Origin of the sequence: Butyricimonas sp. (assembly GCF_019423355.1) — a bacterium.
Lineage (GTDB): Bacteria > Bacteroidota > Bacteroidia > Bacteroidales > Marinifilaceae > Butyricimonas > Butyricimonas faecihominis.
Genome location: NZ_JAHZBP010000011.1, coordinates 122474 through 137963 on the forward strand (window position 1 = coordinate 122474; position 15490 = coordinate 137963).

At 48.9% G+C, this 15490-nt stretch carries 12 protein-coding genes; all 12 read right to left on the reverse strand.

Translation table 11 applies throughout. The features are described from left to right. Position 1: 1 nt before the first annotated feature. Positions 2-1372: a cell division protein FtsZ gene (gene ftsZ / locus QVC79_RS14740; RefSeq protein WP_087420582.1), complete on the reverse strand. Its 1371-nt coding sequence runs from the start codon at positions 1370-1372 to the stop codon at positions 2-4. Between the two features lie 21 nt (positions 1373-1393). Next, entirely contained in the window at positions 1394-2560 is a 1167-nt protein-coding gene (locus QVC79_RS14745; protein ID WP_270593190.1) for a cell division FtsA domain-containing protein, read from the reverse strand. Positions 2561-2573: 13 nt separating this feature from the next. Next, positions 2574-3230, reverse strand: coding sequence for a cell division protein FtsQ/DivIB (locus QVC79_RS14750; RefSeq protein ID WP_229782483.1), 657 nt, complete (start codon positions 3228-3230; stop codon positions 2574-2576). 150 nt (positions 3231-3380) lie between these two features. Further along, the gene (murC, locus tag QVC79_RS14755; protein WP_270593189.1) at positions 3381-4748 is read right to left on the reverse strand and encodes a UDP-N-acetylmuramate--L-alanine ligase; all 1368 of its coding nucleotides are present in this window, start codon (positions 4746-4748) and stop codon (positions 3381-3383) included. Positions 4749-4822: 74 nt separating this feature from the next. Then, entirely contained in the window at positions 4823-5917 is a 1095-nt protein-coding gene (gene murG / locus QVC79_RS14760) for an undecaprenyldiphospho-muramoylpentapeptide beta-N-acetylglucosaminyltransferase (protein ID WP_270593188.1), read from the reverse strand. Between the two features lie 19 nt (positions 5918-5936). Next, the gene (locus QVC79_RS14765) at positions 5937-7163 is read right to left on the reverse strand and encodes an FtsW/RodA/SpoVE family cell cycle protein (protein ID WP_087420586.1); all 1227 of its coding nucleotides are present in this window, start codon (positions 7161-7163) and stop codon (positions 5937-5939) included. A gap of 173 nt (positions 7164-7336) precedes the next feature. Then, a complete protein-coding gene (gene murD, locus QVC79_RS14770) occupies positions 7337-8683 on the reverse strand; it encodes a UDP-N-acetylmuramoyl-L-alanine--D-glutamate ligase (protein WP_270593187.1) in 1347 nt (448 codons plus the stop codon). A 113-nt stretch (positions 8684-8796) separates the two neighbouring features. Beyond that, entirely contained in the window at positions 8797-10047 is a 1251-nt protein-coding gene (gene mraY / locus QVC79_RS14775) for a phospho-N-acetylmuramoyl-pentapeptide-transferase (RefSeq protein ID WP_124317363.1), read from the reverse strand. A gap of 3 nt (positions 10048-10050) precedes the next feature. After that, entirely contained in the window at positions 10051-11499 is a 1449-nt protein-coding gene (locus QVC79_RS14780) for a UDP-N-acetylmuramoyl-L-alanyl-D-glutamate--2,6-diaminopimelate ligase (RefSeq protein WP_270593186.1), read from the reverse strand. Positions 11500-11660: 161 nt separating this feature from the next. Beyond that, complete coding sequence (locus QVC79_RS14785) at positions 11661-13778, reverse strand: PASTA domain-containing penicillin-binding protein (RefSeq protein ID WP_270593185.1); 2118 nt, start codon at positions 13776-13778, stop codon at positions 11661-11663. 292 nt (positions 13779-14070) lie between these two features. Further along, on the reverse strand, positions 14071-14445 hold the full coding sequence (locus QVC79_RS14790) for an FtsL-like putative cell division protein (protein ID WP_151411785.1): 375 nt from the start codon (positions 14443-14445) through the stop codon (positions 14071-14073). A 103-nt stretch (positions 14446-14548) separates the two neighbouring features. Further along, the gene (gene rsmH, locus QVC79_RS14795; RefSeq protein ID WP_270593184.1) at positions 14549-15451 is read right to left on the reverse strand and encodes a 16S rRNA (cytosine(1402)-N(4))-methyltransferase RsmH; all 903 of its coding nucleotides are present in this window, start codon (positions 15449-15451) and stop codon (positions 14549-14551) included. Positions 15452-15490: the final 39 nt, after the last annotated feature.

Consider the following 15490-nt stretch of genomic DNA (forward strand, 5'->3'; position numbering starts at 1 on the left):
ATTACATTTGTGAATCCCTATTCATATCCTCGTTGAACATATTCCCCAGCTTACGCTTGAACCAACTATCTACATCCGGCACCTCATTCTTTCCCCGTTTGCGCCCGTTCTCCAGTTCAAACTCCCGATCGTACTCTTCGATTCGTTTCCGGTGAGTCTCCTCTTCCCGAACCGGTTCATCGTCATCATCGTCGTCAAACACGATAGCCCGTTGACGTTTCCCGACATCCCGCCTCTGTTCACCTCGCTGTTGGCGTAACCGACGACTTTCCTCCAGTTTTTGCTTGCGCATCCGCTCCTCTTCCTCCAACTTCCGGGCATCCACCGTCTGCATCTCCAAATCTTCCACGGTCTCCACCTTGAAAGAAATATTCGTCTTTTTCCTTTCGATAGGTGAACCGTTAAATCCTGTAGCGATCACAGCCACGTGCAACTCATCACCTAGAGCATCATCCTTACCAGCCCCCCAAATCACGTCCACATCGTTCCCGACCAACTCCTTCACGTAATCGGTAATCAAGGTAATCTCATCCATCGTGATCTCCTTACTACCGTACAACATATTCAACAATATATTAGATGCCCCCCGAATATCATTACTATTCAACAAGGGCGATTCCAATGCCATCTTCGCGGCCTCCAGCGCACGATTCTCTCCAACCGACTCTCCGGCACCCATCAGCGCCACCCCGCTATTCCGCATCACCACCTCCACATCGGCAAAGTCCACGTTCACGAATCCCTTCAGCGTGATGATCTCCGCAATACTCTTAGCCGCAATCGTCAACACGTTATCCGCCATCTCGAACGCTTTCGACAATTTCAAATCCCCGTACATATCCCGCAACTTCTCGTTACATATAATCAACAAGGCATCCACGTAATTCGACAGCTCGTCAACACCCTCCATAGCTTGCTCCACCCGTTTCCGTCCCTCAAAACTGAAAGGGATCGTCACGATTCCGATAGTCAGAATACCTAACTCACGAGCTTGTTTGGCAATAATAGGTGCGGCTCCCGTTCCGGTTCCACCACCCATACCTGCCGTGATAAACACCATTTTCGTGTTACGCTCCAATATCGTTTTGATATAATCCAGACTTTCAATAGCCGACTGTTTACCGCGTTCCGGCAAACTTCCCGCTCCACGCCCCTCGGTAAGCTCCTTACCGATCTGAATACGATTCTTCACGGGACTAATCCGCAACGCCTGTATATCCGTGTTACACACCACGAACTCTACGCCCCGAATACCCTGACGGCACATATGGTTCACGGCATTACTACCGCCTCCACCCACTCCGATCACCTTGATAATCGATTCTTCCTGTGGTGGAATATTCACAACCAATAAATCATCTTCATTAAGCATAGCTGAAAGGTCTTATATCATTTATTCTTTAAAAAAATTACTAAACCATCCACCGGATTTAGGCTTTCTCACCTCCCGACGTTCACATTGCAACAGTCCCAAAGCCGTAAAATACGCCGGGGACTTCAAACTAGCCTCCCGATCCGCTTTAACACTTGCCACCTTTGCAAATCCGACCGAATGTCCCGACAACTTGGACAACAACACCTCGATCCCCGCCACCTGACAACCGCCTCCGGTCAACAAAATCCCGTCATCCAAATCCTCGTAGCAACCACTTTCCTGCATTTGGAAAATAGCCCCTTCCAACAACTCCTCCAAACGGGATTGCTCCACGTGTACCAAATCATGACTATCAATACAATACTTCGTATCGGGAATCATAATCTTCCGGTTCTTGCACGATGCCCGCAACGCCATACCGAACTCTTCTTTCAGCTTGCGTGCCTTCTCCATGTCATTAATCGAAAATGCGGTATTTATATCCCCGTCAATCGTGCTGCATCCCAATGGTAACTCCTCGTCAAAATAAACAAGCCCGTCTTGGAAAACCTGCACTTTGATGCTATCCGCCCCCAAATCAAGCAAAGCGAAATTAAATACATCCGATCCTGCCGTGATCAAAGCCTTCTGCGCGGCCCCGGCCATCGAATAAAAATCTATCTTATCAACCCCTAGGTTGGCAAACATATCCCTCAAATCCCTTAACTCACTACTCCTTGCCACGTACACGTGATAATGGACATCCAACCGTTTCGCCGTAACTCCCACCGGGTTCACCTCACTCTCCTTATCCACGTAATAAGCGAACGGAACGACATCCACCACTTCCTCATCACCGGCTCCCACCACGCTCCGACACTTTTTCTCCATCTCCTGCAAATCCCCTTGATCTATACTCTTCGGACGAGAAAACTTGATATTCTCCCGGTCTTCAATCTGTTTCACCCACGCCCCGCTCAAAGCAACGTTCAAAGCATCAATATGAACCTCATACTCGCTCTTAAAACGATCCAACAAACGCTGGATACACGCTTTTGCCCGAAGTTTATCAACAATTTTGCCCCGTTTAACTCCTTGTGAGGCAATACTTATGACACCGACCAAACGACAATCACTCCCGGACTTTTCTCCGAGAGCCATCACCATTTTTCCAGACCCCATATCCAAAGAAGCTACAAACCCCATAATATCTAATATTTTATTTTCTAACACAAACAACTTGGTTGTCAAACTTCAAATTGATCTCCTTGTAACGATTCCACCCTTTTTTCGTGATACCGTCCTTCAGAAACAACATCAACTTCTCCAACCTCGCCTCGCAATCATCCACCTTTCCCAACACGATCCGGAAATCCCCCACTTTAGGAATCATCACAACATCCTCGTTCGACCTCACAACCAGTTGTTCGATATACGCGTCCCAAAATGGTTCATTCTTCAATTTCATCGCGAAAGGACCCAGTTTCTCGCAAGCGAATTTCTTATTTATATCACCGGTTGCTACAACAACCCTGGAAGTAAACTTAGAAGACAACGGCATCACTCTCCCGTCACGATCCACGTAATACCCTTCACCCGTTAGTACTCTCAAAACAGGTTCACGTTGCTGGATATTTACATGAATATAACCGTCTAAACTGTAGTAAACCTGAGCCGATTTAATCATCGGATTCTTGACAAGCACCCTTTCCAAACTATCTTTATTCACCGCCAATATACTTTTGTCCATAATGTCTCCGTACCCCTTCTTTATCGCCTTCATAACATCCTCCTCATCGACAAACACGTTAACATCCGTATTTTTGACAGCCACCCGTACCCCTCTACATGTTACCTCCCCCGATTTTGTCGCCACAAAGGTAAGCACAATTATCAGGTATACAAGCAAAATGCAAGATAATATGTAAGGTAAAATGCGTTTCATCTCTATTCCCAGCCTACAAATTTAAAATTTCTAATTCAAATTCTCGTCTCTTATCAATTACATCCCAACCTGTAACCCCGATCAGCAATCCGTCCCTCCAAACATCTCCGTGAAAATCGGAATAAAACGATCTATATCCCCGGCTCCCACGGTCATAAAAACACCCTCCTTCACGTTCTCCTTCACATACTCCGGAAACTCTTCCTTCGTCACCCGTACGAATGGCACCGTCAGTCGCTCAGCAATCAAACCCGATGTCACCCCCGGAATCGGTTGCTCCCGTGCCGGGTAAATATCCAGCAGGATCACCTGATCCGCAAGATTCAAACTCTTCGCGAACTCCGGGTAAAAATCATTTGTCCGTGAGTACAAATGAGGCTGAAAAGCTACCGTCAACCTCTTATCCGGCCACATCTCCCGAATGGAAGAAAGAGACGCCTCAATCTCCCGCGGATGATGAGCGTAATCGTCAATATAAATCAATCGGTCACTCTTCGCATGTACGTCAAACCTACGGGAAACTCCTTTAAACAAAGGCAAAGCCACCCGAATCTCTTCCGGTGTCACTCCTGCATACAAAGCCACCGTGATTGCAGCCGTCGCGTTCTCCACGTTCACCCGCCCCGGGAAACACATCCTCAAATCCCTTATCTCCAAATCTTTCCCGATATAATCAAACAAGTAACTCCCGTTATCCACTCGCAACCGATCGGCATAATAATCCGCTTTCTCCCCGGCAGCATAATGCCCGGTAATCGTTCTTTTTTTCAATTCCAACCCCTTACGTAAAAACAACTCACCTCGTGTCTGCAAGGCAAATTCCTCGAAAGCCTCGATCAAATGCTCGTGCGTCCCGTATATATCCAGATGATCCGCATCCATAGCCGTGATTACCGCAATCTCCGGATGTAAATGCAAAAATGAACGATCATACTCGTCCGCCTCGATCACCACGTAATCCGAATCCTTATCAATCAATAAATTCGTACCGAAATTAGAGGAAATTCCCCCTAGGAAAGCACTACATCCCACGTGCGAACGATTCAACAGAAAAGCCAACATCGTCGTGGTCGTCGTCTTTCCATGCGTTCCGGCAATGCAAAGCGCTTTTTTACTATGGGACAAAAATCCCAGCACCTCCGCCCGTTTATGCAAAGCGTACCCGTTATCCCGGAAAAAACTAAGAATACGATTTTCCTGCGGTACCGCCGGGGTATATACCACCAACGTATGTTCCTTATCCCGGAAAACCTCCCGAACTCCCTTCTCGTCATCCTCGTAAGTAATCTCAAACCCTTCTTCGTCCGTCATTTTTCGTGTCAACGGTGACGATGTCCGGTCATATCCTGCCACCTCGTAACCCATCACCTTAAAATAACGAGCCAACGCACTCATTCCAATCCCCCCGATACCCACGAAATACACCGCCTTTATATTCTTAATATCCATACCATGAATTTAAAATTTAAAATTTAAAATTTAAAATGGCAGTCCATTCAATTCTAAATTTTACATTCTACACTTTAAACTATCTTCAATATTTCCCTCGCAATCACCTCATCCGAATCCTTCATTGCCAGCGTCAAGATATGCTCGGACAAACTTTTCCGTTCCCCATCATCCTGCAACAAGCGTTCCATCACCTCTCCCAAACGCTCCACCACCTCGGCATCCTTCACCATCACGGCAGCTTGTTTATTCACCAGCGCCATAGCATTCTTTGTCTGGTGATCTTCTGCCACGTTAGGCGAGGGCACTAACACCACGGCTTTCCCCAACAAGCACAACTCCGAAATCGTACCCGCTCCCGCTCTTGCCACCACCAAATCAGCACAGGCATACGCCAAATCCATCCGTTTCAAAAACGGCATAAACTTCACGTTTTCCGGCATACGTCCCTTCAATTGTTCTTCCAGCTCCTTGTGGTAATAACTCCCGCACTGCCAAATCACCTGCACGTCCTTCCACCTCGCAATCTTCTCCAACCATCTCACCATAGCCTTGTTAATCGACCCGGCACCCAGACTACCTCCGGTGACCAGCACCGTTTTCTTATTCGCATCCAGCCCGTAGAAAGCAATCCCCTCCACCCGTTCATTCACGGCATTCAACAAATCCTTCCGTACCGGATTCCCCGTAAATATAATCTTTTCCTTTGGAAAAAAACGTTCCATTCCCTCGTAAGCCACGCAAATCTTGGCCGCCTTCTTTGCCAGCAACTTATTAGTTACCCCTGCATAAGAATTTTGCTCCTGTAACACCAACGGAATACCCGCGTTCGTGGCCACCTTTCCAATCGGCCCACTGGCATACCCTCCAACACCAACCACTACATCCGGCTTAAACTCCCGCACCACACGTTTCGCCTTCTTCAAACTCCGCCACAAATTCCACAACACCTTCAAATTATTCAACGTCAACTTACGTTGTAACCCTCTCACCGGTAATCCCACAATCTTATACCCGGCCTCCGGCACCTTCTCCATCTCCATCTTCCCCTCTGCCCCCACGAACAGAATCTCTATATCCTTATTCAACCGTTTCAGCGCATTCGCGATAGAAAGGGCAGGAAATATATGTCCTCCCGTTCCGCCTCCACTAATAATTACTTTCTTCATATCTCAAATATCTTCATGTTCAATTTTCCTCGTTCTCTTCTTCCTCGTTTATACCTTGAGCGGCCATCTTTAGTTTCTCCTTCTCTTCCCGTTCTCCCTCTTCCGAGAAAGTATGACTGACACTCAATATCATCCCGAAAGACGCACTCGTGAACAACAGAGAGGTACCCCCCATACTCACCAGCGGCAACGGCTGTCCGGTCACGGGGAAAAGTCCCACGCAAACCCCCATGTTAATCAATGCTTGAAACACGATACACAGCCCCAATCCGGCCACCAGAATCGCCGGGAACATCCTCGTGCAACGTCGCACGATCACCCCTACCCGGTACAAAATAATCAGGTAAAGCAACATCACGATCCCGGCCCCAACCAGCCCGTATTCCTCCACAATAATAGCAAATATAAAATCCGAATACGGGTGAGGCAAGAAATTCCGCTGCACGCTATTTCCCGGTCCCAGTCCCATCAATCCTCCTTTTGCCACGGCAATCTTCGCTTGATCCGACTGGTACGAATCGTCACTGTCCGTCTCGCTCGGGTTCACGAAATGTTCGATACGGCTTTTCACCGTCAGCAAACGTCCCGCCGACTTCAAATGCTTTTCCGGAACGATAAAGACAACCGCCAGCATCAAAATCATCAACCCCACGATCACCCCGATCAACTTCGCGTACGTCTTCCAGTATAAACGACCGACAAACAACATCACCAAACAAACCCCGCCCAGCAACGCCGATGTCGAAAAATTCTCCATAAAAATCAAGAACAGCACCGGCACCACTAACGTCATTCGCCATAACACATTATTGCTACAACACTCCTCCGTCTGTTCAAAAGCAATCGCACGGGCACAGTACATAATAATCCCCAGTTTCGCCATTTCCGAAGGCTGGAACGTGAACCCGATTCCCGGAATCGTCACCCAACGCCCCGCATCATTTAACGTCGTACCCGCAAACTTCGCCCACAACAGGAATATCAACGACATCCCCAGCACGATCTTGGCAAACGAAAGGAAGTACTTGTAGTGAAACGACTGCAATGTCAGAATCACCACCATACACCCGAACATCAAAAACAACTGTTTAATCAAATAATAACTGGTATTCCCTCCCCGCACACGAAACGCCAGACTCCCCGTCGAAGAATACACCACGATCAACGAGGCCAGCATCAACCCGATGACCACGTACCACAACGTCCGATCCCCCTTAAATACCACCTTATTCTTTAGATTCAACATACTGATTTCTCTATTTTAAATTAAACTCCCTCCCGGCTCCGCCGTACTCCCTCTATAAACAGAGGGAGAGTTAAATTACTCTCCGTCTTCAGGAAGAGTCTCCAACTCCTCCTCTGTTTATAGAGGAGGTGGCCAAAGGCCGGAGGAGTTCTTTTCATTCTAAACTCTAAATTCTAAATTCTACTCTCCTTTAAGCTTTTCACCTTCTCCTTAAACATCTCCCCTCTATTCTCGTAATTCTTAAACAAGTCAAAACTAGCACAACAAGGCGAAAGCAGTACCACATCCCCCTTCTCTGCCCGGCGATAAGCCACTTCCATCGTCTCATCCAGACTATGAGTATCCACCACCTCGCAGATCGGCGAAAACGCCTCGATCAACTTCTTATTATTCACGCCCATACAAATCAACAACTTCACCTTCTCCTTCACCAAATCAAACAACACGCTATAATCATTTCCTTTATCCGTTCCTCCCGCAATCCACACCACCGGAGCGTGCATACTATCCAAAGCATACCAAGCCGAATCCACGTTTGTTGCCTTTGAATCATTGATATAAGTAACTCCATTCACCACGTCCACCGTCTCCAAACGATGCTCCACCTGCGGGAAGGTTGTCAACCCTTTCCTCAAATCCTCGTCACTCACCCCGGCCTTCAAAGCGGCTAATATTGCTGCCATCGCGTTATACACGTTATGCCGTCCTTGAATCGTGATCTCCTGTTTGGCAATCCGGAACTCCCGATCTCCCCAACGGGCCACCACCGTGTCCCCATCCATGTAAGCGTTCACCCCGGCATAATCCGAGTAAGTGAACCCGACTGCCTCCGGCACAATATCCCCCCGTTTCACTCTCTCCCGCACTACCTCGCAGTCATAACCATATATAAACAAATCCTCCTTCCGCATATTATTCAATATCCGGAACTTCGAATTCGCATAATTCTCAAATTTATAATCATACCGATCCAGATGATCCGGTGTAATATTCGTCAATATCGCCGTGTCACAACGGAATTGGAACATCCCGTCCAACTGAAAACTAGACAACTCCACCACGTACACCCGGTGCAAATCGTCAGCCACCTGTGCCGCCAGACTATTCCCCACATTCCCGGCCAGTCCCACGTCATACCCGGCCTTCTCCAATATATGATACAGCAACAAAGTAGTAGTAGTCTTCCCGTTACTCCCCGTGATACAATACATCTTCGCATCCGTGTGCCGTCCCGCAAACTCGATCTCGGAAATCACCTCGATTCCCTTCTCCCTCAGTCCCACGATCATCGGCAGCTTATCCGGAATACCCGGACTCTTCACCACCAAATCTGCGGCGAAAATGCGTTCTTCCGTGTGTTGCCCCTCTTCATACTCTACCCCCAATTCCTCCAACACACGCTTATACTTGTCGGCCAACTTCCCCTTGTCCGACAAAAAAACCTCATACCCTAACTTCTTTCCTAACTTGGCAGCTCCCGCTCCACTTTCTCCTCCGCCTAAAATAACCAAACGTTTCATGTCAATTGAAAATTGAAAATTGAAAATTGAAAATGTAACTTCTTACATCCTCAGACTCCCAATCATATTATTATCCTAACTCTAAATTCTAAATTTTAAACTCTAAATTTCTTCTATCGTATTTTCAACGTCACAATCGTTATCACCGCCAGCGCGATTCCCACGATCCAGAACCGGGTCACGATCTTCGGTTCCGGAATCCCTTTCTTCTGGAAATGGTGATGTAACGGGGACATCAGGAATATCCGTCGTCCCTCCCCGAACTTCTTCTTTGTATATTTAAAATAGCTGACCTGCATCATCACCGACAAATTCTCCACGAGGAAAATACCACACAGAATAGGGATCAGCAACTCCTTATGAATCATGATTGCGAACACGGCAATAATTCCCCCCAGCGACAAACTCCCCGTGTCACCCATAAACACCTGAGCCGGAAACGAGTTATACCACAGGAACCCGATCGTCGCCCCGATAAACGCGGCAATAAACACCACCAACTCCCCCGAATGTGGAATATACATGATATTCAAGTAATCCGCGTACACCATATTACCCGACACGTACGCCAAAATACCTAGCGTCGCCCCCACGATAGCCGAAGTCCCCGTTGCCAATCCGTCCAATCCATCCGTCAGGTTCGCCCCGTTCGACACCGCCGTAACAATCACGATCGTAATAATAATAAACACGATCCAACCGATCTCCTCGGCATAGTCCCCGAAAAGCGCCCCGAACCAAGCGTAATCAAACTCGTTATTCTTGAAAAAAGGAATCGTCGTCTTGGTCGATTTTATATCTTTCGTCAGAACCGTCTGGCTATTCTCGGACACGAACCCCTCATCTACCGTGCTGGTTACCACCCCGACTTCTGAAATGGAAACCTTCTCCCGGATCAGCACGTCATCGCTCACGTAAAGAGTTACCCCCACGATCAGCCCCAGACCCACTTGTCCGATCACCTTGAAACGTCCCTTCAACCCCTCCTTGTGCTTCCGGAACACTTTGATATAATCATCCAGAAAACCGATCAACCCCAACCAAATCGTCGAAACAATCATCAACTGGATATACACGTTATCCAACCGGGCAAACAAAACCACCGGAACCAAAATCGCCAGTAGGATAATCACCCCGCCCATCGTCGGTGTTCCCTTCTTCTGCATCTGACCTTCCAGTCCCAAGTCCCGGATTTCCTCCCCGACCTGTTGCTTCTGCAAAATACGGATAATACGCTTTCCCACCACCGTGGCAATCAACAATGACAAAATCACCGCACAAGCCGACCGGAACGTGATATATTGAAACATTCCCGCTCCCGGGAAATCAAACTGTTCTAAATAATCAAAGATATGATAAAACATGACCTACAACTTAAATATTTCCTTAATAACCTCTTTATCATCAAAATGATGTTTCACACCCTTTATCTCTTGGTAATCCTCGTGTCCCTTCCCGGCCACCAGCACAATATCCCCCTTCTTCGCCAACATCAACGCCGCACGAATCGCCTCCTTCCGATCGGTAATCGCCAGCACCCGGCTCGCCGCCTCGTCCGGCACTCCGGCACGCATATCCTCGATTATCGCGGCAGGCTCCTCGCTTCGCGGGTTATCGGATGTCAGGATCACCCGGTCACTCAACCGACAGGCAACCTCCGCCATCTCCGGCCGTTTCGTCCGGTCCCGGTCACCCCCGGCACCCACCACCGTGATCACCGTCCCCTCTTTCTTCAGCCCCTCGATCGTCGATAACACGTTCTCCAACGCGTCCGGCGTGTGCGCGTAATCCACGATAGCCATCACCCCCTCGTTCGACAAAATGGTCTCGAAACGCCCCGACACCGGCACCAGCATACTCATCACGGGCAACAACTCCTCTTTTTCGAAATCCAGCAACCGTGCGCTCGCGTAAACCGCCAGCAAATTATAAGCATTAAAATCCCCCACGAACCTCGTCCACACCTCGCTGCCATCCAGCAACAATAACGTCCCGTCCAGATGCCGTTCCAACGTCTTGCAGTTAAAATCCGCCATCCGCTTACAGGAATAAGTATATTTACGAGCTGCCGTGTTCTGCAACATCACCATCCCGTTCTTGTCATCCCCGTTCGTCAACGCGAAAGCCTTCTTCGGCAAGCGGTCAAAAAACGCCTTCTTCGCCTCGATATACGCTTTAAAAGTCTTGTGATAATCGAGATGATCGTGCGTGATATTCGAGAAAATCGCCCCATCAAAATCCAACCCGCTAATCCGTCTTTGGTCAATAGCGTGCGAACTCACCTCCATGAAACAATACTCGCACCCGGCATCCACCATCCGCCCCATCAGCTCGTTAATCTCCATCGCATCCGGAGTCGTGTGAGTAGCGTGAACCCTCTCGTCCCCGATATAATTACACACCGTTGACAAAAGCCCCGCTTTCCTTCCCAGCAAACGCACCAGCTCGTACAACAGCGTCGCCGTCGTCGTCTTCCCGTTCGTCCCGGTCACCCCGACCACCTTCATCCGGCGGGACGGATTCCCGTAAAAATTAGAGGCCATCACCCCCAGCGCCTCCGAAGAATTACCCGTCTTCACGTACACCACCCCCTCTTTCAACTCTCCCGGTACCTCCTCACAGACAACCGCCACGGCTCCTGCCGCCACGGCCTTCCCGATATACCCATGTCCATCCGCACTCACTCCCCTTTGGGCAACAAACAAATCCCCCTCTCCGACCTTTCTCGAATCGAAGTGTATCATCTTAACCTCTACATCCGGTCTCCCTTGCACGACCTCGCAGGCAACCCCGTCTAACAGCTCTCTTAAATTCATCTCAAAATATTAATTTTAGCTCCTATCTATTCTGTGATTTAATGATTTCCGATTAGTCGATTCTCTCCAATCAACACTCTTTTTAATCACTTAATCATTCAATCGGCAATCACGGAATCTTTTTCATTCTAAACTCTAAATTCTAAATTCTAAATTCTAAATTATCTCAACTCTATATGTACATAACTCCCCCTTCTCACCTTCCCTCCCGGAGTCAACGATTGCTGGCTCACCGTACCGACCCCGCTCACCCCGACTTTCAGCCCGCTATTCTCCAACAAGTACAGCGCATCCCTCAGCCCCATTCCCTTCACGTTCGGCACCAGTGTCATATCCACGCTCCGGGCTTTCAACACGAACTCCGTCCCCTCCTTATCCCGCGAAGTCATCACCCAATCGGCACGCTCCGCCTCATCCTCCGTCACGTTAATCCCCAGCTCGTCATATATCTCCAGAAAATCACTCTTCAACCCGTTCTGACTGATCGGCAACGTTTCGTCCTTCTCCTCCTCGTCCTCGTTATTATCCCCCATCAACGATGCCATCGTGTAAATCTTATCGGCAATCTCCTTGAACACGCTACCCGAAACCACGTTTCCATAATACCCCACCGACCGCGACGGGTTATCCACCACCACGATACACGAGTACATCGGCTTGTCCGCCGGGAAATACCCCACGAAACTGGCCCGGTACTTCGGTTCGGAATTATACCCTTTCGACCCCGCGGCCACCTTTGCCGTCCCCGTCTTCCCCGCAATCTTGCAGGCCGCGTTCTTCAAATTCTTCGCCGAGCCATTCTCTACCACCCCTTCCATCATCTGTTTCATATAAGCCACCGTCTGCCGACTGCAAATATGGCTACTCACCACCTCCGGTTCGAACCGCTCCACCACCCGGCTCCCGTTACGAATTTCCTTCACGATACGCGGTTTCATCCGTCTCCCGTCATTTGCCAGTGCATTATAAAAAGCCAACACCTGCAAAGGCGTGATCTTCAACTCGTACCCGAAACTCATCCAGCGCAACGTGGTACCGCTCCAAGTCTTATCCCCCGGATACTTAATATAAGGATCCGCCTCTCCCGCCAACTCGATCCCCACCTTTTTATTCAACCCCATCGCGTACCACCGGTTCACGAACTTCTCCGGCTGTTGCCTGTAATGCTCATATACTAATTCCGTGATTCCGTTCAGCGAACGCTCGAAAATCCCCTGCACCGTCACCTTACCGATCGGCGACTTCGACTCCCGCAACGTCACCCCGTTATGCGTGTAAATACCTTTTCCCAAATCAACCGTGTCCTCCGGGTGAACATACCCGTCCTCCAACAAAGCCACCATCGTTGCCGCCTTGATCACCGAACCCGGTTCCGCGGCATCCCCGATAGCGTTATTCAACACCTCCCGGTACCCTGTCGCCGTCTTCGACACGTTCGCGATGGCCTTTATATCTCCCGTCTTCACGTCCATCAAGATAGCTGTCCCCGCGCTAGCCTTGTAATGCTCCAACTGCCGGGTCAAAGCTCCCTGCACAATATCTTGACACTCCACGTTAATCGTCGTCACCACGTCATTCCCGTCCACCGGATCATCCACCGTCACCGAAACCCACCGTCCCGACATCATCTGCCTAATACTCCGTCCCGGTTCCCCCCGCAACTGTTTCTCGAAAGCCCCTTCAATCCCCACGCGTCCCTCGAAACTACCATCCTTCGCCTCGTTCAAGTAACCGATCGTCCGATAGGCCAAATCCCTGTGCGGCTGCAAACGCACGTTTTCACGCTCCAGAATCAGACCGCTCTTCGTACCCCTTTCCCGAAAAATAGGAAATTTCTTCACCTCCAATAAATCGGTGTAAGAAATTTTCTTCTTGTTCACAAGCAAATAACGATTCGGCTTTGCCCCGTACTTTCCCTGCCACAACTTCTTCCGGTACTCCGCTGTCGGGGCATCCTTGAAAAAGCGGGACAACATCATCGACAAACTATCCACCTTCTTCCGGAACAGCGTGTCCGGAATCGCCTTGCAATCCAGCCTCAGCGAATAATAAGGAACCGAACTCGCCAGAATACGCCCGTCATCCGCGTATATATTCCCCCGGTTCGGTGCCACTTCAAAATCTTTAAACGACACCGAACGTCCCATCTTCCTCCACTTATCCCCTTCCCATATTTGCACGTGCAGTGCCTTTATTACGATTAGGGCAGCAATCACCATCACGATCAGGTACACAAGTCCCAACCGCCCGGCCAATTCATGTTTTATAGATGCTGCCATGTTATAGTTAAAAATTAAAAGTTAAAAACTAAAAGTTCATACCCATCGTAAAACCTGATAGTCCTTAACCTGTTATTATATCTTTTATCTCTCATCTTTTAGTTTTTATCTTTTAGTTTTTAGTTTTCCCCTTCCTCCCCCCCTTACACGGGGAGAAACCGCTTGGTAATCAACTCTCCCCCTGTGTAAGGGGGAGCCGGAGGGGGTAGTTTTCTCCATTTTCATCTTTTATCCTAAATTCTCCCCGTCTTCGGGAAGCCTTCCACTCTAAATTCTAAATTCTAAATTCTTTTCATCTTTTGATTTTGGTAGGCGGTTCCTTACTCTGCACCAAATCCAACCCCGCCTCCTGAATCCGTTTCTCCACCTCCGAGGGAACGCTGATCCTCATCAACTCCGAGGCCGTCGTGATCGACTCGAAACGCAACTCGCTCAACTCCTTCTCCATACTCACCTTCTTCATGTACAACTTCTCCGTTGCATACCCGTTAGCGATATAAACGATTCCCAAAAAAGTCAGAAAAAGAATAAACCCGATATTTTTACGCAACACCGTGTCCGCCAGCAAACGCCCGTCCAGCAACTCCTTCATCGAATCCCCCAGCACCTCCTTCTGTTCCTGCAACGGTGGCACAAAATCCTTTACCTTCTTTTTCTTAAACCACATAGTAATTAATTTAAAATTTAAAGTTTAGAATGAAAAAGATTCCGTGATTGCCGATTCGATGATTGAGTGATTAAAATCACTTAATCACCAATCACCTAATCACTTAATCATCTTTTCGTTTTTCCGCGATCCGCAACTTCGCGCTTCTCGCTCTCGGGTTTCTTTCGATCTCCTCATCCGACGGCACGATCACCTTCCGGTTCACCAACTCGAAATTCCGTTTCACGTGACCATAAAAATCCTTCTCCACCTTCCCCTCGAAATTACCGCTCTTCAAAAAGTTCTTCACGATCCGGTCTTCCAACGAGTGATACGTGATCACCACCAACCGACCGCCGGGACGCAATGCCCGCTCCGCCTCCTTCAACATATCCTCCAGCGCCTCCAACTCCCCGTTCACCTCGATACGCAAAGCCTGATACACCTGCGCCAAGTACTTCTTCTCCTTCTGTTTCGGCACGCAGGGAGCGATCACCTGCAAAAACTCCTCCGAGCGAGTGATCATCTTCTCCGTCCGGGCCTTCACGATCAGGTCAACCAACCGTCTCACGTTATCCACCTCCCCGTAGTTCCTGAAAATCCGGGTCAAATCCTCCTCGCTATATGTATTCAGAATATCCGTGGCCTTCAGCCGGCTCCGCTGGTTCATCCGCATATCCAACTCCGCGTCAAACCGGAAGGAGAACCCCCGCCCCGCCTCGTCGAACTCGTGCGACGACACGCCCAAGTCGGCCAGAATCCCGTCCGCCTCGTCGTACCCGCAGTACCGCAGGAAATTCCGCAGATACCTGAAATTATGATTCACGAAAATAAACCGACTATCATCCGGCACGTTAGCCAGCGCATCGGAATCCTGATCGAAACCGATCAGGCAACCATCTTTCAATCGTTTTAAAATCTCTCTCGAATGACCGCCGCCCCCGAAAGTCAAATCAAGATACACCCCATCCGGATCAATATTCAACCCCGAAACGGACTCTTCCAACAATACCGGCACGTGATACATGGTTACACAAATTTAAAGTTAAAAAATAAAAACATAAAC

Coding starts and splice junctions, on each gene's coding strand:
- ftsZ (WP_087420582.1), bottom strand. CDS start 1,372: ATGCTTAATGAAGATGATTTATTGGTTGTGAATATTCCACCACAGGAA.
- QVC79_RS14780 (WP_270593186.1), bottom strand. CDS start 11,499: ATGAATTTAAGAGAGCTGTTAGACGGGGTTGCCTGCGAGGTCGTGCAA.
- QVC79_RS14765 (WP_087420586.1), bottom strand. CDS start 7,163: ATGTTGAATCTAAAGAATAAGGTGGTATTTAAGGGGGATCGGACGTTG.
- QVC79_RS14745 (WP_270593190.1), bottom strand. CDS start 2,560: ATGGGGTTTGTAGCTTCTTTGGATATGGGGTCTGGAAAAATGGTGATG.
- QVC79_RS14785 (WP_270593185.1), bottom strand. CDS start 13,778: ATGGCAGCATCTATAAAACATGAATTGGCCGGGCGGTTGGGACTTGTG.
- mraY (WP_124317363.1), bottom strand. CDS start 10,047: ATGTTTTATCATATCTTTGATTATTTAGAACAGTTTGATTTCCCGGGA.
- murG (WP_270593188.1), bottom strand. CDS start 5,917: ATGAAGAAAGTAATTATTAGTGGAGGCGGAACGGGAGGACATATATTT.
- rsmH (WP_270593184.1), bottom strand. CDS start 15,451: ATGTATCACGTGCCGGTATTGTTGGAAGAGTCCGTTTCGGGGTTGAAT.
- QVC79_RS14790 (WP_151411785.1), bottom strand. CDS start 14,445: ATGTGGTTTAAGAAAAAGAAGGTAAAGGATTTTGTGCCACCGTTGCAG.
- murC (WP_270593189.1), bottom strand. CDS start 4,748: ATGGATATTAAGAATATAAAGGCGGTGTATTTCGTGGGTATCGGGGGG.
- murD (WP_270593187.1), bottom strand. CDS start 8,683: ATGAAACGTTTGGTTATTTTAGGCGGAGGAGAAAGTGGAGCGGGAGCT.